Source organism: Sphingopyxis sp. (genome assembly GCF_965279725.1).
Taxonomy (GTDB): domain Bacteria; phylum Pseudomonadota; class Alphaproteobacteria; order Sphingomonadales; family Sphingomonadaceae; genus Sphingopyxis.
Window position 1 is genome coordinate 1 of sequence record NZ_CBDIIL010000002.1, and the last position, 25,269, is coordinate 25,269.

General features: G+C 63.9%; 26 protein-coding genes. 15 read left to right on the forward strand and 11 right to left on the reverse strand.

Features of this window, described 5'->3' with window-relative positions:
* The 5 genes from ACQY6T_RS04410 to ACQY6T_RS04430 all read left to right on the forward strand — a co-directional run.
* Positions 1–591 (forward strand): N-formylglutamate amidohydrolase (locus tag ACQY6T_RS04410; protein ID WP_428628875.1); only part of this gene is annotated, 591 nt, incomplete at its 5' end.
* A 59-nt stretch (positions 592–650) separates the two neighbouring features.
* Complete coding sequence (gene ilvD, locus ACQY6T_RS04415; RefSeq protein WP_428628879.1) at positions 651–2,507, forward strand: dihydroxy-acid dehydratase; 1,857 nt, start codon at positions 651–653, stop codon at positions 2,505–2,507.
* A 29-nt stretch (positions 2,508–2,536) separates the two neighbouring features.
* Positions 2,537–2,893 (forward strand): hypothetical protein, encoded by a 357-nt coding sequence (locus tag ACQY6T_RS04420; RefSeq protein WP_428630373.1) that lies wholly within the window; start codon positions 2,537–2,539, stop codon positions 2,891–2,893.
* 185 nt (positions 2,894–3,078) lie between these two features.
* Positions 3,079–4,389, forward strand: coding sequence for an NAD(P)H-hydrate dehydratase (locus tag ACQY6T_RS04425; RefSeq protein ID WP_428630374.1), 1,311 nt, complete (start codon positions 3,079–3,081; stop codon positions 4,387–4,389).
* A 1-nt stretch (position 4,390) separates the two neighbouring features.
* On the forward strand, positions 4,391–5,590 hold the full coding sequence (locus ACQY6T_RS04430) for a class I SAM-dependent RNA methyltransferase (RefSeq protein ID WP_428628880.1): 1,200 nt from the start codon (positions 4,391–4,393) through the stop codon (positions 5,588–5,590).
* Positions 5,591–5,625: 35 nt separating this feature from the next.
* On the opposite strand, the gene ACQY6T_RS04435 is transcribed toward ACQY6T_RS04430, so the two are convergent.
* The 4 genes from ACQY6T_RS04435 to ACQY6T_RS04450 all read right to left on the reverse strand — a co-directional run bounded on the left by ACQY6T_RS04435 (position 5,626) and on the right by ACQY6T_RS04450 (position 9,159).
* Entirely contained in the window at positions 5,626–6,060 is a 435-nt protein-coding gene (locus tag ACQY6T_RS04435; protein WP_428628882.1) for an MAPEG family protein, read from the reverse strand.
* Positions 6,061–6,071: 11 nt separating this feature from the next.
* Entirely contained in the window at positions 6,072–6,503 is a 432-nt protein-coding gene (locus ACQY6T_RS04440; RefSeq protein WP_428628884.1) for an MAPEG family protein, read from the reverse strand.
* A 90-nt stretch (positions 6,504–6,593) separates the two neighbouring features.
* Complete coding sequence (locus ACQY6T_RS04445) at positions 6,594–7,754, reverse strand: CaiB/BaiF CoA transferase family protein (RefSeq protein ID WP_428628887.1); 1,161 nt, start codon at positions 7,752–7,754, stop codon at positions 6,594–6,596.
* 211 nt (positions 7,755–7,965) lie between these two features.
* Positions 7,966–9,159: a type III PLP-dependent enzyme gene (locus tag ACQY6T_RS04450; RefSeq protein WP_428628888.1), complete on the reverse strand. Its 1,194-nt coding sequence runs from the start codon at positions 9,157–9,159 to the stop codon at positions 7,966–7,968.
* 330 nt (positions 9,160–9,489) lie between these two features.
* Here ACQY6T_RS04450 and ACQY6T_RS04455 point away from each other — a divergent pair, with 330 nt between their 5' ends.
* Positions 9,490–11,148, forward strand: coding sequence for an FAD-dependent oxidoreductase (locus ACQY6T_RS04455; protein ID WP_428628890.1), 1,659 nt, complete (start codon positions 9,490–9,492; stop codon positions 11,146–11,148).
* Here ACQY6T_RS04455 and ACQY6T_RS04460 read toward each other — a convergent pair.
* From ACQY6T_RS04460 to ACQY6T_RS04475, 4 genes are all read right to left on the reverse strand, one after another.
* On the reverse strand, positions 11,129–12,301 hold the full coding sequence (locus ACQY6T_RS04460; RefSeq protein WP_428628892.1) for a carboxynorspermidine decarboxylase: 1,173 nt from the start codon (positions 12,299–12,301) through the stop codon (positions 11,129–11,131). The two genes, ACQY6T_RS04455 and ACQY6T_RS04460, sit on opposite strands and share 20 nt — an antisense overlap.
* A gap of 12 nt (positions 12,302–12,313) precedes the next feature.
* Positions 12,314–12,667, reverse strand: a complete 354-nt coding sequence (locus ACQY6T_RS04465; RefSeq protein WP_088442100.1) for a DMT family protein — start codon at positions 12,665–12,667, stop codon at positions 12,314–12,316.
* A 7-nt stretch (positions 12,668–12,674) separates the two neighbouring features.
* Complete coding sequence (locus ACQY6T_RS04470; protein ID WP_428628896.1) at positions 12,675–13,757, reverse strand: alpha/beta fold hydrolase; 1,083 nt, start codon at positions 13,755–13,757, stop codon at positions 12,675–12,677.
* A 97-nt stretch (positions 13,758–13,854) separates the two neighbouring features.
* Positions 13,855–15,063, reverse strand: a complete 1,209-nt coding sequence (locus ACQY6T_RS04475) for a saccharopine dehydrogenase family protein (protein ID WP_428628898.1) — start codon at positions 15,061–15,063, stop codon at positions 13,855–13,857.
* A 66-nt stretch (positions 15,064–15,129) separates the two neighbouring features.
* Here ACQY6T_RS04475 and ACQY6T_RS04480 point away from each other — a divergent pair, with 66 nt between their 5' ends.
* From ACQY6T_RS04480 to ACQY6T_RS04505, 6 genes are all read left to right on the forward strand, one after another.
* On the forward strand, positions 15,130–16,119 hold the full coding sequence (locus tag ACQY6T_RS04480) for a threonine ammonia-lyase (protein WP_428628901.1): 990 nt from the start codon (positions 15,130–15,132) through the stop codon (positions 16,117–16,119).
* A gap of 56 nt (positions 16,120–16,175) precedes the next feature.
* Positions 16,176–16,619: a hypothetical protein gene (locus ACQY6T_RS04485; RefSeq protein WP_428628904.1), complete on the forward strand. Its 444-nt coding sequence runs from the start codon at positions 16,176–16,178 to the stop codon at positions 16,617–16,619.
* A gap of 106 nt (positions 16,620–16,725) precedes the next feature.
* On the forward strand, positions 16,726–17,319 hold the full coding sequence (locus tag ACQY6T_RS04490; protein WP_428628907.1) for a GNAT family N-acetyltransferase: 594 nt from the start codon (positions 16,726–16,728) through the stop codon (positions 17,317–17,319).
* A 41-nt stretch (positions 17,320–17,360) separates the two neighbouring features.
* A complete protein-coding gene (locus ACQY6T_RS04495; protein ID WP_428630375.1) occupies positions 17,361–17,939 on the forward strand; it encodes a sigma-70 family RNA polymerase sigma factor in 579 nt (192 codons plus the stop codon).
* The gene (locus ACQY6T_RS04500) at positions 17,932–18,639 is read left to right on the forward strand and encodes an anti-sigma factor (RefSeq protein WP_428628909.1); all 708 of its coding nucleotides are present in this window, start codon (positions 17,932–17,934) and stop codon (positions 18,637–18,639) included. Before ACQY6T_RS04495 ends, ACQY6T_RS04500 begins: the two co-directional genes overlap by 8 nt.
* An 86-nt stretch (positions 18,640–18,725) precedes the next feature.
* Positions 18,726–19,313 (forward strand): fasciclin domain-containing protein, encoded by a 588-nt coding sequence (locus tag ACQY6T_RS04505; RefSeq protein WP_428628911.1) that lies wholly within the window; start codon positions 18,726–18,728, stop codon positions 19,311–19,313.
* 75 nt (positions 19,314–19,388) lie between these two features.
* Here the strand turns inward: ACQY6T_RS04505 and ACQY6T_RS04510 are convergent, their stop codons facing one another.
* Both ACQY6T_RS04510 and hemA read right to left on the reverse strand, forming a co-directional pair.
* Positions 19,389–20,078 (reverse strand): nitroreductase, encoded by a 690-nt coding sequence (locus ACQY6T_RS04510; protein WP_428628914.1) that lies wholly within the window; start codon positions 20,076–20,078, stop codon positions 19,389–19,391.
* The gene (hemA, locus tag ACQY6T_RS04515; RefSeq protein WP_428628916.1) at positions 20,075–21,319 is read right to left on the reverse strand and encodes a 5-aminolevulinate synthase; all 1,245 of its coding nucleotides are present in this window, start codon (positions 21,317–21,319) and stop codon (positions 20,075–20,077) included. Before hemA ends, ACQY6T_RS04510 begins: the two co-directional genes overlap by 4 nt.
* 176 nt (positions 21,320–21,495) lie before the next feature.
* Here hemA and ACQY6T_RS04520 point away from each other — a divergent pair, with 176 nt between their 5' ends.
* Positions 21,496–22,020, forward strand: coding sequence for a hypothetical protein (locus ACQY6T_RS04520; protein WP_428628919.1), 525 nt, complete (start codon positions 21,496–21,498; stop codon positions 22,018–22,020).
* A 6-nt stretch (positions 22,021–22,026) separates the two neighbouring features.
* On the opposite strand, the gene murI is transcribed toward ACQY6T_RS04520, so the two are convergent.
* On the reverse strand, positions 22,027–22,830 hold the full coding sequence (gene murI / locus ACQY6T_RS04525) for a glutamate racemase (RefSeq protein ID WP_428628921.1): 804 nt from the start codon (positions 22,828–22,830) through the stop codon (positions 22,027–22,029).
* 254 nt (positions 22,831–23,084) lie between these two features.
* Between murI and plsY the strand changes: the two genes are divergently transcribed.
* A complete protein-coding gene (gene plsY, locus ACQY6T_RS04530) occupies positions 23,085–23,684 on the forward strand; it encodes a glycerol-3-phosphate 1-O-acyltransferase PlsY (RefSeq protein WP_428628924.1) in 600 nt (199 codons plus the stop codon).
* Complete coding sequence (gene dprA / locus ACQY6T_RS04535; RefSeq protein WP_428628927.1) at positions 23,681–24,766, forward strand: DNA-processing protein DprA; 1,086 nt, start codon at positions 23,681–23,683, stop codon at positions 24,764–24,766. The genes plsY and dprA overlap by 4 nt, the downstream gene beginning before the upstream one ends.
* Positions 24,767–25,269: the final 503 nt, after the last annotated feature.

Here is a 25,269-nt window from a genome sequence, read left to right on the forward strand (position 1 = left end):
ATTGGCGTGGCCGAGGTGGCGGCGTTGCTGGTTGCGGACGGCGCGGTCGATGCCGCGATCCTTGGCGGGGTGTCGCGGCTGGTGGTTGATTGCAATCGCGAGGAAGACGCGCCGGGGGTGCTGCCGATCGCCAGCGACGGGCATGCGGTGCCGGGCAATGCGCTGGACGATGCGGCGCGCGAGGCGCGGTTGGCACGGTTTTTTCGACCCTATCACTCGCAAATTGCCGCGACCATTGCCGCCCATCGACCGGCGATGATCCTGTCGCTGCACAGCTTTACCCCGTCGCTGGCGACCCATCCTGACCAGGTGCGGCCTTGGCATGTCGGCATTCTGTACAACGAAGACGATCGGCTGGCGGCCGCGGCGATTGCGGCATTTGAAGCCGAGGATCTGAATGTCGGCGATCAGCTGCCCTATTCCGGCAAGCTGCTCAACGCGACAATGAACCGTCATGCCGAGGGCAATGGGATTCCGTATGTGGGGATCGAGATGCGGCAGGATATGGTAAGCGACGCGGCAGGGCAGGCGCTATTCGCGCAGCGGCTGGTGCGAATGTGCGAGAAAGTCGCGTTGAACATCGCAGTGTAGGCGTGTAGAGGCGCTTTCTCTCGCAATAAATTGTAATATTATTTCTAGGAAATCAGAAAATGCCTTCTTATCGTTCGCGCACGACCACGCATGGCCGCAATCAGGCGGGTGCCCGCGGCCTGTGGCGCGCGACGGGGATGAAGGACGGCGATTTTGGGAAGCCGATCATCGCGGTGGTCAACAGCTTTACCCAGTTCGTGCCCGGCCACGTCCATCTGAAAGATCTGGGCCAGATGGTCGCGCGCGAGATCGAGGCGGTCGGCGGGGTTGCCAAGGAATTCAACACGATCGCGGTCGATGACGGCATCGCGATGGGGCATGACGGGATGCTCTATTCGCTGCCGTCGCGCGATCTGATCGCGGACTCGGTCGAATATATGGTCAACGCGCATTGTGCCGACGCGATGGTGTGCATTTCGAACTGCGACAAGATCACCCCGGGTATGTTGATGGCGGCGCTGCGGATCAATATTCCGGTCGTGTTCGTGTCGGGCGGGCCGATGGAGGCGGGCAAGGTTGTCCTGAACGGCAAGACGGTTGCGCTCGATCTGGTCGATGCGATGGTCGCCGCGGCGGATGAAAAATACAGCGACGAAGAGGTGCTGGCGATCGAACAGGCCGCGTGCCCGACCTGCGGCAGTTGTTCGGGGATGTTCACCGCCAATTCGATGAACTGCCTGACCGAAGCGCTGGGACTGTCATTGCCGGGCAATGGTTCGCAGCTCGCGACGCATGCCGACCGCAGGGAGCTGTTCCTGCGCGCCGGGCGGATCGTCGTCGAGATGTGCAAGCGCTATTATGAGCAGGACGACGACAGCGTCCTGCCGCGCAATATCGCGAGGTTCGAGGCGTTCGAAAATGCGATGAGCCTCGACATCGCGATGGGCGGGTCGACCAACACGGTGCTGCATTTGCTGGCTGCGGCGTTCGAGGCGGGGGTCGATTTCACCATGACCGACATCGACCGGCTGTCGCGCCGGGTGCCGTGCCTGTCGAAGGTCGCGCCGGCGAAGAGCGACGTCCATATGGAGGATGTCCACCGCGCCGGTGGGATCATGGCGATCCTCGGCCAGCTGGAGCGCGCGGGTCTGCTCCACGCGCATCTGCCGACCGTGCACAGCGCGACGCTGGGCGATGCGCTGAACAAATGGGACATTTCGCGGACCAACGATCCTGACGTGCAGAAATTCTTCATGGCGGCGCCGGGCGGAGTGCCGACACAGGTGGCATTCAGCCAGGAGCGACGCTGGGAGTCGCTCGATCTGGACCGTGAGAACGGGGTGATCCGGTCAGCGGACCATGCGTTCAGTCAGGACGGCGGGCTGGCGGTGTTGTCGGGCAATCTGGCGCTCGATGGCTGCATCGTGAAAACCGCAGGGGTCGACGAGTCGATCCTGAAATTCTCGGGTCCGGCCAAGGTGTTTGAAAGCCAGGATGCGTCGGTTGCGGGCATATTGACCGGTCAGGTGGCCGCGGGCGACGTGGTGGTCATCCGCTATGAGGGACCCAAGGGCGGGCCGGGGATGCAGGAAATGCTGTATCCGACGAGCTATCTGAAATCGAAGGGGCTGGGCGCGGCTTGTGCGCTGGTCACCGACGGGCGCTTTTCGGGCGGCACTTCGGGGTTGTCGATCGGCCATGCGTCACCCGAAGCGGCCGAGGGCGGATTGATCGGCCTTGTCGAAGACGGCGATCTGATCGAGATCGATATTCCGAATCGCACGATCAATCTGGCGGTATCGGATGACGAGTTGGCGACGCGCCGGGCCGCGATGGAGGCAAAGGGCGAGGCGGCATGGCAACCGGCCAAGCCGCGCCCGCGCAAGGTTTCGGTAGCACTTCAGGCCTATGCCGCGATGACGACGAGCGCGGCGCGGGGTGCGGTGCGCGATCTGTCCCAGCTAAAAGGCAAATGATGCAAAAGGTCGGGGGCGTCTTGAGCTTGATGTTGCTGGCCGCGTGCGGCGGTGCGTCCGACAATAGCGACCTGGCCGAAGCCGAAGCGCGCGGTTCGCGTGAAGCGGCGGAAAACGGCCGTATCGAATGCGCGCTGGAAGGCGCCAAATTGTTCGACCGCACCTGCACCATCGAGGAGATGAGCGGTCAGGATGGAACGGTCCTGGTCGTCGGCCGCGCCAATGTCGGGTACCGCCGGTTGCAGATCACGACCGACGGGCGCGGGGTCATATCGGCCGACGGGGCCGAACCGGCGACGGTGACGATCGTCGGCGACGGCATGATCGAAGTCGCAATTGGCAGCGACCGGTATCGGTTGCCAGCGAATACCGGCGGCGCGAAGTAACACCTATCGTCATTGCGAGCGCAGCGAAGCAATCCAGAGCGGTTTACGCGACTCTGGATTGCTTCGATGCGCTCGCAATGACGAGTTAAGTGAGGCGAGCGCTTCCACCGCGACTTTTTGGCTTGGCGTGCTAGTCTGGCACTATGTCCGTTCCCGCCAATGCCCCAATCCTGACATGCGCCGCGATGCGCGAGACAGAGGCTGCGTGCGCGATCCAGGGAACCTCGTTGTCCGAACTGATGGATCGTGCCGGGGCGGCGGTCGCCGACACCGCGTGGCGGATGGCGGCCGGCGCGCCGATCCTGATCCTGTGTGGACCCGGAAATAATGGCGGTGACGGTTATGTTGCGGCGAGGATGCTGAACGAACGCGGCGCGGCGGTGCGCGTGGCAGCGCTGGGTGAGCCGACGACCGAACTGGCAAAGGCGGCGCGGGCGCGGTGGAGCGGGCCGGTCGAACCGATCGACCCCGCGTTGGCTCCGGCGCCATTGATCGTCGATGCGTTGTTCGGGGTGGGCTTGTCGCGGCCGCTGCCCGATGATCTGGCGCTGTTGTTACGGCGTTTCGCCGGACGCGGTGTGCTGGCGATTGACGTACCGAGCGGTGTCGAGAGCGACGGCAACGCCGATTGGTTGCCGCCGCTTTCAGCCGATCTCACCGTTGCGCTTGGCGCGCTGAAGCCTGCGCATGTGTTGCTACCCACCGCGCCTGCCTGCGGCCGCGTGCTGCTGGCACCGATCGGGATTGCCCCGCGAGGCATGATGCGGACCTTGCCGCGACTTAAAGAAGTTACGCCCGCTGCGACCGCCCATAAGTTCAATCGCGGCATGGTGCTGGTGTTTGCCGGGCCGATGCCGGGCGCGGCAGGGCTGGCCTCCGCGGCGGCGCTGCGCGCGGGCGCGGGCTATGTGGTGCTCGAGGGCGGCGAGCGCGCACCGTTGTCCGCAATCATTACCGAGAGCGACGCGCGCTTTGGCGAGCGGCTGAGCGATCCGCGGGTCGGGGCGGTGGTGATCGGGCCGGGATTTCCTGCGGGCGACGAATTGCTTTTCGATGTCGAGGCAGCGCTCGATTCGGGCAAGCCGCTGGTGCTTGATGCCGCGGCGATAGCTGCGGCGTTGCCGCGCCTGTGCGAAACGCCGTGCCGCGCGATTCTGACCCCGCATAAGGGCGAGTTCGCGCGTGCCTTTCCCGAGCTTTATGGCAGCAAGATCGATCGCGCGAAGGCAGCGGCAGTGCGGACGGGCGCCGTGGTTATCTATAAGGGCGCCGATACTGTCATTGCGGCGCCGGACGGGCGCATCGTGGCAGCTTGGCCGGGCTGTCCCTGGCTGGCGACCGCGGGGACGGGCGATGTGCTCGCGGGGGCGTGCGGCGCAATGCTGGCGCGCGGCGGCGATGCGTTCGACGCTGCCGTGGCGGCGGTGGGGTGGCATATCGCGCAGGCCGCGCGTATAGGCCCCGGCCTTGTCGCCGACGATCTGGTTAGGGAATGAAATGAGTGATGTGACGCCGATCGAGCGCATTGCGGCGCGCGGCGACGGCGTGACCGCTGATGGTCGTCATATCGCGGGCGGCGTGCCGGGCGACCAGGTGGCCGCCGACGGGACGCTGATCCCGGGACCGAACCGCGCCGATCCCGCGTGCCGTCATTTCGGCAAATGCGGCGGCTGCGAGTTGCAGCATGTGGCCGAGCCAGCGCTCGCCGATTTCGTACGCGACCGGGTGGTCGGTGCCTTGGCCGGACAGGACCTCAGCGTCGGTGAGGTGCGCCAAGCGCAGCTGTCGCCGCCGCAGAGCCGCCGCCGCGCGGCGCTGACCGCGCTGCGCACCGGCAAGCAGGTGGCGATCGGGTTCAACGCGGCGCAGAGCAACCAGATCGTCGATATGCGGCAATGCCCGCTGCTGCTGCCAGAATTGTTCGCGCTGATCGCACCGCTGCGCGACTTGCTGGCGACCATCGCGCAGCAGAAGCGACCTGTAAAAGTCAAATTGCAGATGCTCGACCAAGGCGTCGAGGTCATATTGGAAGGCGTCAAGGCGGACGGGCTCGATGCGGCGATGGCGCTGCAGGATTTTGCGGGGGAGCATGCGCTGGCACGCTTTGCCGTTGATCAGGGGCATGGGCTGGAAACCTTGTGGCAACCGGAACCGCCCACTGTCTGCTTTGGCGATGTCACCGTCGAAGTACCGGCCTTCTCGTTTCTTCAACCGACGACGGCGGGACAGGCGGCGCTGGTCGACGCGGTGACGCTGGCGATTGGCGACGCGGGTGCGGTTGCCGACTTATTCGCCGGGGTCGGGACGTTCGCGCTGTCGGTTCAGAAGGGTCGGAAGGTCTATGCCGCTGAAGGCGCGCGCGATGCGACGGCGGCGCTGAAGGCGGCGGCGAACCGCGCCCGCGCGCTGGTGGCTACCGAGCATCGTGACCTGTTTCGTCGCCCGCTGGTTCCGGCCGAGCTCAATCGTTTTGGCGCGGTGATCCTCGATCCGCCGCGCGCGGGGGCCGAGGAGCAGGTCGCGCAATTGGCAGCGTCCGAAACCCCTGTGATCGCCTATGTCAGTTGCAACCCCGCGAGCTTTGCGCGCGACGCAAAGCTGTTGATCGACGGTGGCTATACGCTCGATTGGGTGCAGCCGGTCGGTCAGTTCCGTTGGTCGACGCATGTCGAGCTGGCCGGACGGTTTTCGCGATAGCTTTTCCCCTCCCGCAAGCGGGAGGGGATTCCGGTTCAATGCAGCACAAAGCCCATGAAGGCATGCACGCACAACGCGAGCAGTGCCAGGCTGGACAACGCGAAGATGCCAAAGCGCCACATGACACGATTGACCGTCGCCTGAATCAAGCTGTGGACGATACGCAGCACGACATAGGCCCAAGCGATCTGCGTGTTGAGCCCACCGCCCATGCCGCCAATCGCGAGCGCCAGCGCGACGGCGTAAAAGACCGTCGGCTGCTCCATCAAATGATTATAATTATGCGCTTTCCATTGCACATGCGGCGGCAAAACGTCGTCGAGGCCTTTGCCCGTCGTGCCGACCAGATTTTTCGCGTCGATTTTTGCGCGGCTCATCGCGGGAATGCGCGTCGCGTACATCCACACCCACATGATCATCGACCAGAGCGCGAGTGTTGCGACCGGCCCCAAAATTGCATTAGTTTCCATGATATTCCCCCTCAACCCAAAGTAGCGATTACCGCCAGCAGCGTCAGCGCAAGCAGGCAAAGCGTCGATGTCAGAAACAGCGCGAAACGGACCGGGATGCGATTGACCGTCGATTGCCAGATGCTGTGCACGACGCGGATGACGACATAGGCCCAGGCGAGCGCGCGCGTCAGATCGGTGGTGCCGCCCGACAGGTGCAGAAAGACGATCACGGCGTAAAAGAGCGTCGGCTGTTCGAGCAGATGCGTATAATTGTGCGACTTCCAGTTCGCGACGGGTGGCAGGATCGTCTCGAGGTCCGAACCGCGCCCGCCCGGCGGTGATTTGGTGAGGTCTATCCCCGACTTCTTCAGCGCCGGAAAGCGCGCCGCAGCGAGCCATCCGAACATGATGAGCGTCCACAAGGCGAGCACCGCCCCGGGTGCTAAAAGGCTGTCAGGCATGGTCTGTTCCCCCTCATCTTGCGGCTCGATACGACCCGGCCGCTTGGGCGCAATGCTACGGTGCGCGCGATGCATTGCAATGGTAGATATTCAGCCCCGGCGCGCAGCAACTTCGGCCCGGATGGCGTCGCCGTCACCATCGACTTTTGGCGCGAAACCGATGTCGCGGGGCGGGACGGCGCTGTATTTCACCGGCGGTTGCATTTCGTAAAAGCCCCCGACGTCGGGGTGGGTGCGATGGCGGAAAAATCCGGTGGCGGCCAAGTGTGGATCGTCGCGGATGTCCTGCAGGTCGCGGACCGCCATCGCGGGAATGTCGTTGTCCGCAAAGATAGCGAGCCAGTCGTCGGTGGTGCGCGCCGCGGTTTTTTCGGCAATCGCGGAATAGATCAACGTCATATGCTGACCCTTGGCCTTTGCGGCTTCGAATTCGGGGGTGTCGAGCCGCAGGTCACTGCCGAGGAGCGCCAGTAGCCGCGCGCTGGATTCGAGCGTGTAGGGGACGATCGCGATATAGCCGTCGCTGCTCGGAAACGGCTGACGGGTCGGGTCGAGCTGGCGCGGATAGCCAGCCGGACCGATGGGCGGATCGAGTGTGGCGTCGCGCAGATGTTCCACCATCATGAAGGCCGTGAAGCATTCGAACATCGGCACATCGACCTGCTGCCCCTTGCCGGTGCGGAACTTGTGGACAAGCGCGGCAAGGATTGCCTGTGCGCCATAATGTCCTGCGACCTTGTCAGCGATCAGCGACGGGAGATACCGCGGGCGGGGATCGCCATCGACGCGCGGCAGCAAGCTGGTGGTGCCCGTCGCCGCCTGGATCACATCGTCATACGCCTGCAAGTCGGCATAGGGGCCGTCCTGCCCAAAGCCGGTGCCATGGACATAGACGATATCGTCATTGATCGCCCGGCACCCGGCATAGTCGAAACCAAGCTTGGCAATCGCCTTGCCCCGGACATTATGGAAAAACACGTCTGCGTCGGCGATCAATCCGCGCAGCACGGCCGCATCCTCCGGCTTTTTGAGGTCGAGCGCGATCGAGCGTTTGCCGCGGTTCACGTTGAGGTGGATCGATCCCATCGTCGGATCGGGCACGCCATTACCCAGATAGCGCGAAATGTCGCCCAGGCCCGGGGTCTCGACCTTGATCACCTCGGCGCCCAGATCGGCGAGCATTTGGGTGGCATAGGGGCCGAAGATCACCGTCGTCAGGTCGATGATGCGGATGCCGGTGAGCATGGTCATGCGGCGCGATCTCGCGGGTTCCGGTTCAACGCCATCATCTGCCTCTCCATTCTTCTTTTCAGCAGGAATGGTTGCAGAAAGAAACCGAAAACGCAATCGGGGGATCGTGAACACACGGCAAAGCGATGGTCGGAGTCGTCTGCGATGTCACCTGATAGAAAAGGGCCGGTGCATCGCTGCACCAGCCCTCATTGTCTTTATCGCCTTTGATTCAGAACAGCTTGGTCACCGTCGCGCTGCGGCGTTCCTGCTCGACTTCACCGGTGTAGAGACTGGTCATCGGTTCGTCGCTGACGACATGGGTTTCATCCGCGCCGAAGCCGTTGAACTTGGTGCGCATCGCGCAGCCATAGGCGCCCAGCATACCGATTTCGATGAAATCGCCCGCCTTGATGTCGGCCGGCAGGAAGAAGGGGCCAGCCATATGGTCGAGGTCGTCGCAGGTCGGGCCATAGAAGCTGAACGGCACCATCTCGGCATCGCTTTCGACATTCCGTTGCAGCGACACCGGGAAGCGCCAGCCGACATGCGCGGCGTCGAACAGCGCGCCATAGGCGCCGTCGTTGATATACAGCTCGTCACCACGGCGCTTTTCGACGCGGACGATCAGTGAGCTATATTCAGCTGACAGCGCGCGACCGGGTTCGCACCACAGTTCGGCCGAATAGCTGATCGGCAGGCTTTCGAAGCTGCGGTGGATCGTCTCGAAATAGGCGTCGAGTGGCGGCGGTTCCATGCCGGGATAGGACGACGGAAAGCCGCCGCCGACATCGATGATGTCGACGGTGACCGACGCCGCGACGATCGCGGCGCGGACGCGTTCCATGGCCTGGGCGTAGGCGTGCGGGGTCATCGCTTGGCTGCCGACGTGGAAGCAGATGCCGAGCGCGTCGGCGGCCTGGCGGGTCGCCATCAGCAGCTCGACGACCTCGTCGGCTTCGGCGCCGAATTTGGCCGCGAGACTCAGCTTTGAATGATCGGACGAAACACGAAGACGCACGAGCAGATTCAGGTCCTGCGCGCCTTCGGTCGCGCGGACGATCTTTTCCAGCTCGTCCATCGTGTCGAGCGAGAAGGTGCGGACGCCATGCTTCCAATAGGCTTCGGAAATCGCTTCCTCGGCCTTCACCGGGTGCATGAAGCAGAGCGTCGCTTCGGGCAGGGTGCGCGAAACGAGACGGACCTCGGCGATCGAGGCGACGTCATAATGGGTGACGCCCGAATCCCACAGCACCCGCAGCAGATCAGCCGAAGGATTCGCCTTGACCGCATACATGGTCGTGCCGGGAAACCGGTCAATAAAGAAACGCGCCGCGCGCCGTGCGGCGTGCGGACGGACAAGCGTGACAGGTTCGACCGGCGAAAGTGCCTGAATCAGCCCGTGGGCGCTATGATGCTGGTGCAATGCAAGGGACCCCCAAAAGTGTAACGGTAAACGACAAGGCTGCCTTGCGGTTATTGGAAGTCCCCCTGGGGCAGCGGAGGCGCATATATGGAGGGGGGTCCCCTCTGTAAAGACCCTTTGGCGCAATTTTGTAATAGAGCGGTAACACGAAAGGCGAAGCGGGCTTCATGTACGCCGAGCGGGGCAAAGCGAGACAAGCCGTGACACGTCGGCTAGGGTTTTTTGAGTGTCGTCATTCCGGCGAAGGCTGGAATCTCGCCTGTGGATAATGACGCGACGTCGAGATTCCGGCCTTCGCCGGGATGACGAGGAACGGAAAGCGGATTTCTGATGGTCTCTCCAGCCGATGTGAATCACACTTTTACCGACACCGAGCTAGACGAAGTGCGCGCCTTCGGGACAGTCGAATCACATCAAGCGGGGGACCTGATTGTCGAAGAAGGCGCGATGGCGCCCGACTGCATCGTCACCCTGTCCGGACACACCGATATTTTCGCATCGACCGATGAAGGGCGGATTCGGGTCGGTTGGATGGAGCGCGGGCAGTTTGCGGGCGATCTGTCGGTCCTGACCGGCCAGCGGCATCTGTCGCGGGTCGAAATGGGCGCTGACGGCGATATCCTTCGCATCGTCCACGCCGATTTCCAGCGGCTGATCGCGGGCAATTCGCATTATTCGGACATCTTCATCCGCGTTCTTTCGGCGCGGCGCGAGTTCAGCAACACGCGCGGTTTTGCAGTCACCATCGTGATCGGGGCGGCGATGGACCGCAGCGTCTATGCACTGCGCGACCTGCTGATGAAGCATGGCGTGGCGCATCGCTGGTTCGACCCCGCCGACGGACCGGTCGCGGCGCACCTGATGGCCGAGCGCGGGCTGACCGATGAGCAATTGCCTGCAGTCATTTTGGGCGCGGCCGACGTACTGATCCAGCCTACGCCTGAGCAGCTGGCCGCGGGGCTGGGCCTCGATCTGCTTCCCGACGGGGCGACCGCCGACGTTATCGTGGTGGGTAGCGGCCCCGGCGGGCTGGCCGCGGCGGTCTATGCCGCGTCGGAAGGGCTGACCGTCATCGCGCTCGATGCGCTCGCACCGGGCGGACAGGCCGGGACGTCGTCGAAGATCGAGAATTACCTGGGCTTCCCCACCGGCATATCGGGCAACGAACTGGCGCGCCGTGCAACGGTGCAGGCACAGAAATTTGGCGCACGATTGGTGTCGCCGGTGCGTGCGGCCTCGATCAATCGCGACGATGACGCCTATTGCCTGCATCTGGCCGACGGGCGAAAGCTGCGCAGCCGCGCGGTGGTGGTCGCGAGCGGGGCGCAATATCAACGGCTGCCGATCGATGGCATCGAGTCCTATGAAGGGCGCGGTATCTATTATGGCGCAACGCCGATGGAGGCGCAGCTGTGCGGCAATGCCGAGGTAACCGTCGTCGGCGCGGGTAATTCGGCGGGACAGGGCGCCATCTATCTCGCGAGCGTCGCGAAGAAAGTGCACGTCATTTTCCGCCGGTCGAGCCTGCGCGACACGATGTCCGAATATCTGGTCAAGCGGCTGGAAGAGCATCCCAATATCGAGATTATTCCGTCGACCGACGTCGTTGCCTTACATGGTGAGGATCAGCTCGGCGGTCTGACCTATCGTTGCCGCGACACCGGGGCGGAAGGGCATTGCGATTGCCGCTTCCTGTTTCTCTTTCTGGGTGCCAGCCCGAATACCGGATGGCTGCCGAAGGAAATGGTGTGCGACGAACGCGGCTTCGTGAAGACCGGCGCCGACATTTCGCCGCTCGAGATGGTCAAGGCGGGCTGGTCGCTCGACCGCATGCCAAGCCGATATGAAACGAGCTGGCCGCGAATTTATGCCGTCGGCGACGTCCGCAAGGGATCGGTCAAGCGCGTCGCATCGTCGGTCGGCGAGGGATCGGTGGTCGTCAGCGACATTCACCAGGCGCTGGCGGAGCTCAGCCCAGCCGCGTCTTGAAATCCTCATAGCCGAATTCGCGGATCACCCTGAGCTCATCGCTCTCGCTGTCCCACAGCCAGATCGAGGGCAGTGGGACGCCGTTGAAGGTGTTGGTTTTCACCATCGAATAATGCGCCTGGTCGAGGAAGGCGAACCGCTGGCCGATACGGGCGCCACCGGGCAGGCGATAGTCGCCGATTACATCGCCCGCGAGGCATGATGGGCCGCCGAGGCGGGTCGGCATGCCTTCGCTGCCTTCGTCGAGCATTGCGGGGCGATAGGGTGCCTCGATCACGTCGGGCATATGGCACGTGGCCGAGATGTCGGTGATGCCGATCGCCATGCCGTTGTCGAACAGGTCGAGGACCTCGCCGATGAGGATGCCGGCGTCGAGCGCGATCGCCTCGCCCGGCTCGATCATCACGTCGCAATCGGTCGAGGCGCGGACCTGCTTCAAAAAGGCAATGAGGTCATCGACCTGATAATCAGCGCGGGTCACATGATGGCCGCCGCCGAAATTGATCCATTTGAGTTGGTTAAAGAACGGGCGCAGCATCGGTTGAACGGCTTCCCACGTGCGCGCGAGCGGCGGGAAATCCTGTTCGCACAGGCTGTGCATATGGACGCCGTCGATGCCCTCCATATGTTCGGGAAGCAGCTGGGTCACCGGGAAGCCGAGGCGGCTGCACGGCGCAGCGGGGTCGTATTTGGCGACCTCGCCCTCGCTGTGCATCGGGTTGATGCGCAGGCCGATGTCGAACATCGCGCCCTGCGCGCGCAGGTCGTCGAGCAGCGGACGGAAGCGGGCGATCTGGCCGGGTGAGTTGAAGATCAGATGATCGGACAGCATCGCAATCTCGGGCAGATCGGCTTCCTTATAGCCAGCACAATAGGTGGCGACTTCGCCGCCATATTCAGCGCGGCCGAGCTTGGCTTCGTAAAGCCCCGAAGCGCAGACCCCGTCGAGATATTCGGCGACCGTCGAACCCAGCGACCACATCGAAAAAGCCTTGAGCGCCGCGAGTACGCGCGCACCCGACGCGTCGCCGATATGGCGCAGCACCGCCAGATTGGCGCGAACCTTTGCGGCATCGACAACAAAGGCGGGCGAGGGGACGCGGCTGAGGTCGAAGCTTGCGAAAGCCCCGGGATCGCCGGCACGGGTTTCCATGTCGTTCTGTTCCTATGCGACCGCAATCGGTCCCTTGAAGATGAAGAAAGCCCCCGCCGCGATAAAGCCAAAGCCGACGAGATGGTTCACGGTCAGCTTCTCACCGAGCCAGAAGACCGCGAACCCGGCGAATATGACGAGGGTGATGACTTCCTGCAAGGTCTTGAGTTCGGCGGCGGTGTAAACGCCGTAACCGATGCGATTGGCGGGGACCGCAAGGCAATATTCGAAAAAGGCGATGCCCCACGCGATCAGCACCGCAAGCCACAACGGCCGCGACATGTCGCCGAGGTGCCCATACCAGGCGAAGGTCATGAAGATGTTCGAGATGATAAGCAGCCCGATGGGCGCGAGATAGGCGGTCATCCCGGCATTACTCCTTGGTCAGCGGTAGCACTTCGCGAAGCAGCGCGGCGAAGAAATGCCCCGGCTCCTCGACCATCGGCATATGCGCCGAATGTTCGAGCCAGACGAGCTTCTTCGACGGGGCTTTGACCTGTCCGAACCAGTCGGCGGCGACGGGCGAGGGCACGGTATAATCGTGCCGGCCGAGCATGAAGATGATCGGCACGTCCACCTTCGTCACCTTGGTGAAGCTGACATCGGCAAGGCGCGGCCAGAGCGTCGTGACCGAGAAGGCACTGCCCTGGCTCCACGCTTTGCGGTCAGCCTCCGTGTACTCGGGCGAGAGACGCGGGGTCTGGAAATAGAGATTGAGGTCGGGCTTATTGTACATCAGCGACCCGTAGGGGATCGCATATTTGCGCCAGCCGTCGGCCTTGGCGATCGTGAACTCGCCCGCCGGATAGGGGGCGAGCGCGTCGATCGCGGCGACCGCGTCGCTGTTCCCCGCGGCGACAGCCTTGGCGCGCGTCCACGCCATGCCTGCCTTTTCGCCCGCCCGAAAATCGATGCCCTGCCCGACGCCGACATAAGTGTAGAGCAGGTCGGGGCGCTTCACCGCGACCGACAGGCCGACGATCGAACCCCAGCTATGCCCCATCAGCACCACCTTGCGCTTACCATAGCGTTTCTTGAGCAGGTCGATCAGTTCGATCGCGTCGTCGCGGTACCGCTCGACCGTCATTGTCGGCGCGAGCGTCGCGGGATCGTTCAGCGGATAGGAGCGCCCGGCGCCGCGCTGGTCATATTGGACCACGGTGAAGACATCTTCCCATGGGCGCTGGAATGCCCATGCAAAGGGCATCTCGACCGCGCCGGGGCCGCCGTGGACGAAGACCAAGATCGGGTTGGCCTTGTCCGAGCCGCGGACGTTCACCACCTGCCGGGCGCCGCCGAGCGTGGCTTCGAAGGTTTCCTGCACGCCGTTGGGGGTGACGATCTTGCCGATGTCGGCAACGATCGCGCGCGCCGGGGCATAGGCGTCGTCGGCCTGCGCGGCGGCGGGCGTGGTGATGGCGGCGAGCAAGATGAACGCAGCAATTCGCAATTTCATATCAACAACCTCTCGTCATTCCCGCGAAGGGGAACCCAATTTGGACGCCGCTAGTGGGTTCCCGCGTTCGCGGAAATAACGCAGGACGTAATATCAATCAGAAATCCAAAGGCCCTTCCAGTTCCTTCACCTGCCACGGCAGGCCATGGTCGTTCAGCATCGCCATGAACGGGTCAGGATCCATCTGCTCCATGTTGAACACGCCGTCGCCGTTCCAGGCGTTGGTCACCATCATCGCGGCGCCGATCATTGCGGGGACGCCGGTGGTATAGCTGACCGCCTGATTGCCGGTTTCGGCAAACGCGTCCTCATGGTCGCAGATGTTGTAGAGGTAGAGCGTCTTTTCCTTGCCGTCTTGGCCCAGACCGGTGGCGATGACGCCGATGTTGGTCTTGCCCTTCGTCGTCTCGCCCAGGCTCGACGGTTCGGGCAGCACGGCTTTCAGAAACTGGAGCGGGATGATCTCGCGACCTTCGTACATCACCGGATCGATCCGCGTCATGCCGACATTCTGCAGCACATTGAGGTGGGTGATATAGGCTTCGCCAAAGGTCATCCAGAAACGGATGCGTTTGATCTCCGGCAGGTGCGTCTTCAGGCTTTCGATCTCCTCATGATACATGAGGTACATCGTCTTTTCGCCGACCGCTTCGAAGTCGAACTTCTGCTTCACCGACATCGGCGGGGTTTCGACCCAGTCGCCATTTTCCCAGTGGCGCGCGACCGCGGTGACTTCGCGGATGTTGATCTCGGGGTTGAAGTTGGTTGCGAAATGCTGGCCATGATCGCCGCCGTTGCAGTCGAGAATGTCGAGCGTGTCGATGCGATCGAAATGATGTTTGCGGAGCCAGGTCGTGAAGACGCTCGTTACCCCCGGGTCGAAACCCGAACCGAGCAGCGCCATCAGGCCCGCATCCTTGAAGCGATCGTGATAGGCCCACTGCCAATGATATTCGAACTTCGCTTCGTCCCGCGGCTCGTAGTTGGCGGTGTCCATATAATGCGCGCCGGTCGACAGGCACGCCTCCATGATCGTCAGATCCTGATAGGGCAGCGCGAGGTTGATGACATGCGTCGCGCCGATCTCGCGGATCAGCGCTGCGGTCGCGTCGATATGGTCAGCATCGACCTCGGCGGTCTTGATCGTCACGCCCGTCCGTTTCTTGACTGAGTCGGCGACCGCGTCGCATTTGAACTTGCGACGGCTGGCCAGCGTGATGTCGGGAAAGATGTCGGCATTCATCGCCATCTTGTGCACCGCGACAGAACCAACACCGCCTGCGCCGATCACCAGAACCTTGCTCATCAAAAAATCTCCTGTCGCGGACCTCTGCCGCCTTGTCTTGTATGCCCGGCCCTATAGGACGAAGCCATGATACAGCAAAGCCCCGATACCCTCCTGAACCCCGCTCGCGCTCCGACGCTGGCGGGGGTCGAACGCGCCGCGGCGAAGGTTGCCGACTTGCTGCCGTTGACGCCGCTGTTGCCGATGGAGATCGACGGTCGGACCATCTGGTGCAAGGCCGAGTGCCTGCAACCGGTCGGGGCGTTCAAAATTCGCGGCGCCTGGCACCGGCTGACCGACCTGACCCCTGAAGAGGCTGCGGCGGGCGTAGTCGGGGTGTCGAGCGGCAACCATGCGCAGGGGGTCGCGTGGGCGGCGAAACGGCTGGGCATCCCGGCGACGATCGTGATGCCGAGCAACGCGCCCAAGATGAAGCTGGCGGCGACCCGTGCGCTGGGCGCCGAAGTCGTGCTGTACGACCGCGTGACCGAATCGCGCGATACGGTGGCGGCGAAATTGCTCGAAGCGAGCGGCGGGACGCTGGTCCATGCCTATGGTGATCCGTGGATCATCGAGGGGCAGGGCAGCGCCGGGATCGAGGCGCGGGCGCAGCTTGCTGGACGCGGTCTTACCGGTCCGACCCAAATCATCGCCTGCTGCGGCGGCGGAGGCCTGTCGGCGGGTCTCGCGCTGGCCTGTCCCGATGCCGAGATTATTGCGGTCGAGCCCGAAGGCTGGGACGACGTGACACGCAGTCTGGCGGCGGGCAAAATCCTGTCGGTCGAAGATCTGGCCTATCCGACCGAATGCGACGCACTGCAGACACCGCAGACGTGGCCGATCAATTTTGCGGTGTTGCAGGCGCGGGGCGTGCGCGGGGTCGTGGTCACGCGCGAGGAAGTGCGCCACGCAATGCGCGTTGCATTCGCACGGCTGCATCTGGTGATCGAACCGGGTGGAGCTGCTGCGCTGGCGGCGGTGCTGGCTGGCAAGATCGATCTGGGCGATGTAGCGCTGGTCACGCTGTCGGGTGGCAACGTCGATCCGCAACATTATGCGGAAATAATCGCCGCGTGACGGCAGACGGGATATTTGCTTCACTAGGTGCGTTGAGGCGGGGAAGGAGACACAAGATGAAGACGAATATGATCATGTTTGGAGCGGCAGCGCTGGTGATGTTGAGCGGGTGCGAAAAGGCGGAAGCGCCAGCGCCTGCGGACACGACGACGACCGAGGTGCCGGTCGAAACCGCGATGCCGGAAACACCTGCAGCCGACGATCCTGCGACCGCGCCGCATCGCTTTGCGAGCTGGGCGGGGAAATGGACCGGGGTCGAGGGCATGTACGCGACGATCACGACCGCCGAGCCTGGCAAGTACAAACTGGAGATGCAGTCGGATCTCGATACCAAGGGCACCTATGACGGCAGCGACAGCGAGCATGGCATCAAGTTCAAGCGCGGCGCCGAGGAGCTGTCGCTCACCCGCGCCAGCGGTGATGAAACCGGCCTTAAATATCTGGCGGGCAAAAAGGAGTGTTTGAAGGTTAAGGACGGCGAGGGTTATTGCCGCGATTGACCTCATGGGTCTTTCGTCATTGCGAGCGCAACGAAGCAATCCAGAGTTGCGTATCCCGCTCTGGATTACTTCGCTGCGCTTGCATTGGCGATACCGGGGGGAAGGAATGGATCAGATCAACAAAGCAACGGTAGTCGATCACCCCGCGCTGATCGAAACGCTGGCGCAGGCGTTCCAGACCGATCCGGCGCTGTCGTGGATATTGCCCGATCCCGCGCACCGCGCTCGTGCGCTGCGAAGCCTTTTCCGTACCCTCGTCCCCGCGGATATGCGCGTGGGCATTGCGCTGCGCGCCGCTGGCGACGAAGCGGCGGCGCTATGGCGCGCGCCGGGGCAAGCGCATAGCGGGCCGTTTGAGTTTCTGCGCACCGTTGTACCGCTGGTTGTGACCTTCGGTACCGCACTGTCGCGCGGGTTGAAAGTGCAGGCGGGAATCGACGCGCATCGTCCCAAAGGTCGTTTCTGGTATCTTCATTATGTCGGCGTTCGCCGCGACCATCAGGGCAAAGGGTACGGTGGCCGGATCATCCGCGCCCAAACCGCAGTGGCCGACGCCGGGCGCCTGCCATGCTGGCTGGAAACCGCAACGCCGCAGAATGTGCCGCTTTACGAGCGGCTGGGTTTCGTCACTCAGACCGAGTGGGACGTGCCTGGCGGCGGACCGCATTTCTGGGGGATGATGCGCCTGCCCGCCGCTTGAATAATCCCGCCACATCACTAGGACTCAGCCCCGTGAATATCATGCAACGGCCATCGAGCGCAGACGAGGCGCGGGAACGGTTGGCGGCGGCGCTGGCGGCGGTCGGGCGCGGTGACCGTGAGGCGCTGCGCGACGTCTATGACATGACCGCAGCGAAACTATTTGGAATTTGCCTCCGTATCTGTGGCGAGAGGGCCAGCGCGGAGGATGTTTTGCAGACCGTCTATATCAAGGTGTGGGAGCGCGCGGGGCAGTTCGATGCGATGCGTTCCAGCCCGATCACCTGGCTCGCCACAATCGCGCGCAATGGCGCGATCGATTGGCGGCGTTCGGTGGCCGGCCGCGCGGTGCGCGATACCTTGCCCGAACAGGCGGCCTTTGCGGTGGCCGACGACAGCCCGCGCGCCGATCAGGTTCTGGTCGCGGCGGAGGAGGGTGATCGACTGCGACGCTGCCTGAACGAACTCGAAGAGCGGACCCAGTCGTGCATCCGCGCGGCCTTTTTCGACGGGTCGACTTACGCCGAGTTGGCTACGCGCGAGAATATTCCGTTGGGGACGATGAAAAGCTGGATACGGCGCGGGTTGCTGCGCCTGAAGGATTGTCTTGGCGATGGATGAGCATCTGACGCCCGCCGAGGAGCGCGATGCGCTCGCCGCCGAACTGGCACTGGGGCTGCTCGAGGGGCAAGCGCGCGCCGACGCGCAGCGGCTGTTGCTGAACGATCCCGCGTTCGCGGCGCTGGTTGCTACCTGGGAGGCGAAGCTGGCGCCGCTGCATGGCGAGTGGACCGACGCCCAGCCCGGCGATGCGGTGTGGGATCGCATCGCAGCACAGCTGCCCGAAGCGCGCACCTCTTCGGTGACCGCGATCGAGACCCGTCTGCGCCGCTGGCGCGCCGGGGCGCTGATGTCGGGCGCGATCGCGGCGGCGCTGGCGTTCGTCCTGATCACCCAGCCCGTGCCGCCGCCCGCGCCCGCCGCCCCGCAACTGGCGGTGGCGCGGATCGAAAGCGATGCGGCGGGGCCGCTGGTGCTCGCGCGCTATGATCAGAGCAACGGCCTGATGCAGCTTCGTATTCATGGTTTTGAACCGGGGTCGCTGGCGCCCGAACTGTGGGTGATACCCGACGGCGGCACGCCGGTGTCGCTGGGGCAGATCGCGCACGCGGGCAAGGCGGAAATGACGATGCCGCCGCCGCACCGCTTGCTGATGACCGAAGGCGCGACACTGGCGATCACCATGGAGCCGGTATCGAAGACGCCGCATCCGGCGCCAAGCGCTCCCGCGGTCGCGGTTGGAAAAATTATCACGATCTGACTGGCCTGTGCATCCGTGGGCTGATTGCCGCCGTATCTGCGGCGCGCGCCGCATCTCCGGGGCGCAATCAATCAAAGGAACGGTCGATGAAACTTTCCAAACACTCCGTGTCGCTGGCTGCTATCATATTGCTCGCGGGGGGCTGTGCCTCGATGAGCGGCGCTGAGCCGATGGCCGCGAAACCGATGGCCGCCAACCCGATGGTCGGCGGCGCCGCGATGTATCCGACGAAGAATATCGTCGAAAATGCCGTAAATTCAAAGGATCACACGACGCTGGTCGCTGCGGTCAAAGCCGCCGGCCTGGTCGACACGTTGATGAGCGCCGGGCCGTTCACTGTTTTTGCGCCGACGAACGCCGCCTTTGCCAAGCTGCCCGCTGGCACCGTCGATACGTTGCTGAAGCCCGAGAACAAGGCGACGCTGACCGCGGTCCTGACCTATCATGTCGTGCCGGGCACGCTGACCGCCGCCGATCTGGCCGCAATGGCCAAGGCAAACGGCGGCAAGGCCGTGCTGACGACCGTGCAGGGTGCCAAGCTGACCGTGTGGGGCAAGGACGGCAAATGGTATGTCACCGACGCCAAGGGCGGTCAGGCGCAGATCACCATCGCCGATGTGCGGCAGTCGAACGGGGTGATCCACGTCGTCGATAGCGTGTTGCTGCCGGGCTAACCCCTTCGTCCGGTAACAGGTGCGGTCCGTCCATTTCCCTCCCGGGACGGGCCGCATTTCCGGACACCAATTAAATCAGTCGTCGAAACCCACGAACCGAGCTGCCTCTTCAACGCTTTTGCGGTTCGACACTATCGCATTGGCAGGGAAGGTTTCGTCAGGCCAGCCGAGCGCGACGCAGATCATGATTACCTGATCGTCCGGAATCTGCGCATGCTCGCGCACCACCGGGCTTTGCATGATGCCCTGGCTGTTGATGACGCAGCCCAGCCCGCGCGACCAGGCGGCGTTGACCAGCGCGTTGGTGACCGCGCCGCAATCGAACGGAGCGATGTCGCTGCCCAGCAGGACGCGGTCATAGGTCACAACGATGCTGACCGGGGCGTCGAACTGGCGGAAGCCGCGCAGCACCCAATCCTGCCGCCCATCCTTGTCGTCGCGGTCGATGCCCATCGCGCCGAACAATTGCTTGGCGACCTCGATCTGGCGCCCGCGATGCTCGGGGGCGATGCCGTCGAAGCGGCGGAACTCACGGCTGTCGGGGGTGCCCGCCAAAATCCCTTCGGTGTTGCCGCGGCGGATCGCGTCGAGCGGCGCGCCGGTGACGACCGAGAAATTCCAGCATTGGTTGTTGAACGAAGAAGGCGCGCGCATCGCGACCTCGATCACTTCGGCGATCAGTTGTTTCGGAACGGGCCTATCCTGGAAACCGCGGATCGAGCGGCGCCCCAGCACCACATCGTCAAAGCCGGGTAGCGCGGTCACGCGGCTTTCTGAAGCTCCAGCTCCAACCGGCCCCAGATCTCGACCAGCGCGCTCGTCAGTTCGCGCATCATCGCCTCGTCATGCGCCGGACCGGGGGTGAAGCGCAGCCGTTCAGTGCCACGCGGCACCGTCGGATAATTGATCGGCTGCACGTAAACGCCATATTCGGCGAGCAGGATGTCGCTGATCTTCTTGGCGCGGATCGGGTCGCCAACCATCAGCGGCACGATGTGCGTCGTCGAATCCATCACCGGCAGGCCGGCGTCGCGGAAGCATTTTTTGAGGTAGCCGGCATTGGCCTGCTGTGCTTCGCGCTCGACGTTCGAGCTTTTGAGGTGGCGGACGCTGGCGAGCACCCCGGCGACGAGCACCGGCGACAGGCTGGTGGTGAAGATGAAGCCCGGTGCATAGCTGCGGATCACGTCGATGATATTCTTGTCGGCGGCAATATAGCCGCCCATGACGCCAAACGCCTTGCCCAGCGTCCCCTCGATAATCGTCACGCGATCAGCGGCTTCGTCGCGGTCGGTGATGCCGCCGCCGCGCGGGCCGTACATGCCGACGGCATGGACTTCGTCGCAATAGGTCAGCGCGTTGTACTTGTCGGCCAGGTCGCAGATCGCGTGGATCGGGGCGACGTCGCCGTCCATCGAATAGACGCTTTCGAACGCAATCAGCTTGGCGGCTTCGGGATCATCCTCGGCCATCAATTCTTCGAGATGCGCGAGGTCGTTGTGGCGCCACACGCGCTTTTCGCAGCCCGAGTTGCGGATACCCGCGATCATCGAGGCGTGGTTGAGCTCGTCCGAATAAATGATGCAGTTCGGCAGCAATTTGCCGAGCGTACCCAGCGTCGCCTCGTTCGAAATATAGCCCGAGGTGAACAGCAGCGCGCCGTCCTTGCCGTGCAAATCGGCGAGCTCATGCTCGAGGTCGATGTGATAATGGGTGTTGCCGCCGATGTTGCGGGTGCCGCCGGATCCGGCGCCGACGTCGTGCAACGCCGATTCCATCGCTTCGACGACCTTGGGGTGCTGACCCATCGCGAGATAGTCGTTCGAGCACCAGACCGTGATCGGCTTTGGCCCGTTATGACCGGCAAAGCAGCGCGCATTGGGGAAGGATCCGCGATTGCGCAGGATATCGATGAAGACGCGATAGCGGCCTTCTTCATGCAGCCGGTCGATCGCCCGGGCGAAAATGTCGTTATAGTTCACGTTCGGCCCCGCAGTCAGGTGCATGCACCGCTCCCTTCGGCGGCGTTCGTTGCGCGCGGCAATAACGTCGAAACTGGCTGAAATCCAGTGCGAACGATTCGCAATTTGCCCAGTCGATCAGTGTGATCGACCGCACGATGCAGTTGATAGATAACGGCTATCGTGAAACCCAGGCTTGCGTTGCGAAGGAGTTGGCCAATATGCGTCTTGTTATGGTTGCGATCGTGGCGGTTGCTGCGCTTGGCACGGGGGTGTCCGCGTCGAAGCCGAAAGCCGCTCCGTTCGACGGCGCGTGGATGTCCTGCCAAACATGGCAGGGCGCGCGTATCTGCGTTCACAAGCTGCTCGTTCAGCGGGGCAATCGGGTGTGCGGCATCCAGAGCGATTTTGCGACCAACGCTTATTATCACCAACGGTTTGTTGGCACCGCCCGGGCGAATTCGATGCATATCGACAAGATTTGCGGCGATCCGGGTTCAGAGACCGACACCTATTGCGCAGGGTCGGCCCCCGCCAGCGCCACAAAAGTCGGTTGGGGACCATCGGACAAAAGTCTGTTCGCGTGCGGTGGGCGGCTGCATGCCGTGTCGAATGGCGATGGGTTCAGCTGCGCAAGTGCGATCCGCAGCGCAGGGCTGCCGAAGGTGCGCTCGCTGAAGGGCGAAGGTCCGGAGGCCGCGGATCGCGCGTGGCTCGCCGCCTGCGCCAGCGGCAACGACGAATAGGCCCGGCTAGATCACTTCGATCCGGTCGATACCATAGGGCGCCAGCGTCGCCAGCGGTGGCGGCGGGCGATCGGCGCTGCGGGTGAACACCGCGAGGCCTGGAGTTGCCGCTGCGGGCCATGGGTGATCTTGCGTCAGATACGCGATACGGCGCGCAATTCCTTCGGCGCCGTCAATCAATTGCACCCCCGGACCCGCCGCATCCTGCAGTTCGTCCGTCAGCAACGGGAAATGGGTGCAGGCGAGGACGATGACGTCCATCGCTTCGCCGCCCGGCTGGTCGCGCAGCCCCGCGATGGCGCGTGATATCACGGCAGGATCGATCGTTCCCCCGCGCAGCTTCGCCTCGGCGCCGGTGACGAGACCGGGGCTGCCGTGGCGCAGGACCCTTTTTCCGTCTGCAAATCTGGCGCTGAGATCGTCGACATAGGGCTGGCGAACCGTCGCCTCGGTTCCGAGCACGCCGATGACGCCGCTCTTTGTCAGTTCGGCGGCGGGTTTGATCGCTGGAACCGTGCCCACGATCGGCAGATCCAGCGCGGCGCGAACATGGGCCAGCGCGATCGTCGATGCCGTGTTGCAAGCGATGACCGCGAGCCGAGGCTGGTAGCGTTCGACCAGCCGGCCGAGCAGCGCCGGGACGCGCGCCGCGAGCTCGGCCTCGCTCTTCTGGCCATAGGGCAGGCCGGCATAATCGGCGGCATAGACTATTCGCGCGGTCGGCAGCAGCGCACGGGTCTGGCCGAGCACGGTGAGGCCGCCGAGGCCGCTGTCGAAGAACAGGATGGGCGCGTCGGGATCGGGGTTCATGCGCGGCGATTAGCAGGCGGAGCGAAGGCGCTCAATCGCTTCCCTCCACCCCCGTTATGCCGTCATCCCGGCCAAGGCCGGGATCTCGACCTTGCGGTCTGACGCGCTTTGGATATCGCGGCCTTCCCGGGACGAGGAATGATTTGCCTCGGCGGCGTTCGGGATGTTTGTCCGATTTGGCGATGACCGTATCCGAATCCATTGATTGCGTCGGCCAACATCGCCACACTGGCGATGAACGGAGCGCGGTTTTCATGATGATATTTCTGCTGGTCGCTGTCGGCTATCTTCTCGGCTCGATCCCCTTTGGGGTGATCCTGACCCGCCTGTTCGGCGCGGGGGACCTGCGCCAGATCGGGTCGGGCAATATCGGCGCGACCAATGTGCTACGCACCGGGCGCAAGGGGCTGGCGGCGGCGACGCTGATCCTCGATGGGGCAAAGGGCGCGGTGGCGGTGCTGCTGGCGCGCCATTTCGTGCCTGAGTTTGGCGACCATGCCGCGATGATCGCGGGCGCCGCCGCGATGATCGGCCATTGCTATCCAGTCTGGCTGAAATTTCGGGGCGGCAAGGGGGTGGCGACGCTGCTCGGTCTTGCGCTTGCGCTCGCCTGGCCGATCGGGCTGGTCTTTGCCGCAGTGTGGATCGGTACCGTGTTGTTGCTCCGTATCTCGTCGCTCGGCGGGATGCTGGGCGCGGTTTCGGCGCCCATCGCGGCGCTGGCGTTCGGTTTTCCAGTTTATGCCGTCGGCCTCGCGGGGTTGGCGGTCATCGTGCTGTGGCGGCACCGCGAAAATATCGCCCGGCTGCGCGCGGGAACAGAACCGCGCGTCGGCGCAAAGAAGGACGCGTGACCTACGCCGAACGGCTGGCGCGGCTGCGGCTGACCCGCACCCCGCACGTCGGGCCGGTCAGCTGGCACCAGTTGATGCTGCGGTTCGGATCGGGAGAGGCCGCGCTCGACGCGTTGCCCGATCTGGTGCTGCGCGGCGGGGCAGGAAAGGCGCGGATCGCGCCGAACGATATCGCCGAACGCGAAATCGACCGCGTGGCCGCGCTGGGCGCTCGCCACATTTTCAGCGATGAGGCGGAATACTCGCCGCTGCTGCGCGAAGTCGAGGGCGCGCCTCCGGTGATCATCGTTCGCGGCGACACCGCAATGCTGCGGCGGCCGTGCGTCGCAATCGTCGGCGCGCGCAATGCCTCGGCGATCGCCTGCCGCTTTGCCCGCCAGCTTGCTGCGGACCTGGCCACGCGCGATGTCACGGTGGTCAGCGGGCTGGCGCGCGGGGTCGATACCGCGGCGCATATCGGTGCGCTCGGCGGGTCGACGGTGGGGGTGATCGCCAGCGGGATCGACATCGCCTTTCCGCCCGAAAATGCCGCGCTGCAGGAAAAGATCGCGACCGATCAGCTGCTGATCGCCGAACAGCCGCCGGGCAGCGAGCCGTTGGCGCGCCATTTCCCATCGCGCAACCGCATCATCGCCGGGCTGGCGCATGGCACAGTAGTGATCGAGGCGGCGCCGCGATCGGGATCGCTGATCACCGCGCGGCGCGCCGGTGATTATGGGCGCGAGGTGATGGCGGTACCCGGTTCGCCGCTCGACCCGCGCGCGCAGGGATGCAATTTGCTGATCCGCGAGGGCGCGACGCTGATCCAGACGATCGATGATGTGCTGGAGGCGGTCGGGCCGATCGACACGCGAATGGTGCGCGAACCGGTGCATTTTTATGCCGCGCCCCTGGCGGCGGTTGACGCAGGCGACGGCGAACGGCGGACTTTGATCGATCTGCTAGGCCCGACGCCGGTCGCAGTCGATGAACTTGTGCGCCAGTCGGGGCAGGCCGCCGCTACGGTTCAACTCGTGCTGCTCGAACTCGAACTTGCGGGCCGCATCGAACGGCATGCCGGTGCGAAGATTTCCCTCGTGTGATGCGTCGCACAGCCAGACAATTGGCAACCATTTAGCGGTTCATCGCGGTTCAGCCACGGTTCAGCGGCCGGGCATCACGTTTATGATATTGTGTTACATGGTGGGGAGTATGATGATGCGAAGCCGGTTGATGACAAGCGTTACGATGGTCGCGGTGCTGGCGTCGGCACCTGCTCCGATCCCGTTGGCGATGGCCCACGCCAAATCTACGCAAGGTCAGGGATTTTGCCGCACCGCCGATCCGCTGCCACGCCTCGATCCCGAGGTGCAGCCACCGACGCCGCAGTCGAATGCCGGGCTCAAGACAAAGGGCGGCAGTATGCGTGACCGGGAGGAGGTCGCGATGGCCCCGGAACCGGTGCCACCGCCGCCACCGCCACCGCCGCCGCCACCGCCCCCGCCTCCTCCTCCTCCGCCGCCTCCAATGGCGCCGCCGTCGCCCGATTATGATGGTAGAGCGGATGAAGCGGCTATCTCCGTCACGGGGTCGCGGATTGCTAGGC

Coding starts and splice junctions, on each gene's coding strand:
- hemA (WP_428628916.1), bottom strand. CDS start 21,319: ATGCACCTGACTGCGGGGCCGAACGTGAACTATAACGACATTTTCGCC.
- ACQY6T_RS04465 (WP_088442100.1), bottom strand. CDS start 12,667: ATGACCGCCTATCTCGCGCCCATCGGGCTGCTTATCATCTCGAACATC.
- plsY (WP_428628924.1), top strand. CDS start 23,085: ATGATGATATTTCTGCTGGTCGCTGTCGGCTATCTTCTCGGCTCGATC.
- ACQY6T_RS04505 (WP_428628911.1), top strand. CDS start 18,726: ATGAAACTTTCCAAACACTCCGTGTCGCTGGCTGCTATCATATTGCTC.
- ACQY6T_RS04485 (WP_428628904.1), top strand. CDS start 16,176: ATGAAGACGAATATGATCATGTTTGGAGCGGCAGCGCTGGTGATGTTG.
- ACQY6T_RS04420 (WP_428630373.1), top strand. CDS start 2,537: ATGTTGCTGGCCGCGTGCGGCGGTGCGTCCGACAATAGCGACCTGGCC.
- ACQY6T_RS04470 (WP_428628896.1), bottom strand. CDS start 13,757: ATGAAATTGCGAATTGCTGCGTTCATCTTGCTCGCCGCCATCACCACG.
- ACQY6T_RS04490 (WP_428628907.1), top strand. CDS start 16,726: ATGGATCAGATCAACAAAGCAACGGTAGTCGATCACCCCGCGCTGATC.
- ACQY6T_RS04455 (WP_428628890.1), top strand. CDS start 9,490: ATGGTCTCTCCAGCCGATGTGAATCACACTTTTACCGACACCGAGCTA.
- ACQY6T_RS04500 (WP_428628909.1), top strand. CDS start 17,932: ATGGATGAGCATCTGACGCCCGCCGAGGAGCGCGATGCGCTCGCCGCC.
- ACQY6T_RS04445 (WP_428628887.1), bottom strand. CDS start 7,754: ATGACCATGCTCACCGGCATCCGCATCATCGACCTGACGACGGTGATC.
- ACQY6T_RS04495 (WP_428630375.1), top strand. CDS start 17,361: ATGCAACGGCCATCGAGCGCAGACGAGGCGCGGGAACGGTTGGCGGCG.
- ACQY6T_RS04440 (WP_428628884.1), bottom strand. CDS start 6,503: ATGCCTGACAGCCTTTTAGCACCCGGGGCGGTGCTCGCCTTGTGGACG.
- ACQY6T_RS04480 (WP_428628901.1), top strand. CDS start 15,130: ATGATACAGCAAAGCCCCGATACCCTCCTGAACCCCGCTCGCGCTCCG.
- murI (WP_428628921.1), bottom strand. CDS start 22,830: ATGAACCCCGATCCCGACGCGCCCATCCTGTTCTTCGACAGCGGCCTC.
- ACQY6T_RS04425 (WP_428630374.1), top strand. CDS start 3,079: ATGCGCGAGACAGAGGCTGCGTGCGCGATCCAGGGAACCTCGTTGTCC.
- ACQY6T_RS04435 (WP_428628882.1), bottom strand. CDS start 6,060: ATGGAAACTAATGCAATTTTGGGGCCGGTCGCAACACTCGCGCTCTGG.
- ACQY6T_RS04475 (WP_428628898.1), bottom strand. CDS start 15,063: ATGAGCAAGGTTCTGGTGATCGGCGCAGGCGGTGTTGGTTCTGTCGCG.
- ACQY6T_RS04430 (WP_428628880.1), top strand. CDS start 4,391: ATGAGTGATGTGACGCCGATCGAGCGCATTGCGGCGCGCGGCGACGGC.
- ACQY6T_RS04520 (WP_428628919.1), top strand. CDS start 21,496: ATGCGTCTTGTTATGGTTGCGATCGTGGCGGTTGCTGCGCTTGGCACG.
- ilvD (WP_428628879.1), top strand. CDS start 651: ATGCCTTCTTATCGTTCGCGCACGACCACGCATGGCCGCAATCAGGCG.
- ACQY6T_RS04460 (WP_428628892.1), bottom strand. CDS start 12,301: ATGGAAACCCGTGCCGGCGATCCCGGGGCTTTCGCAAGCTTCGACCTC.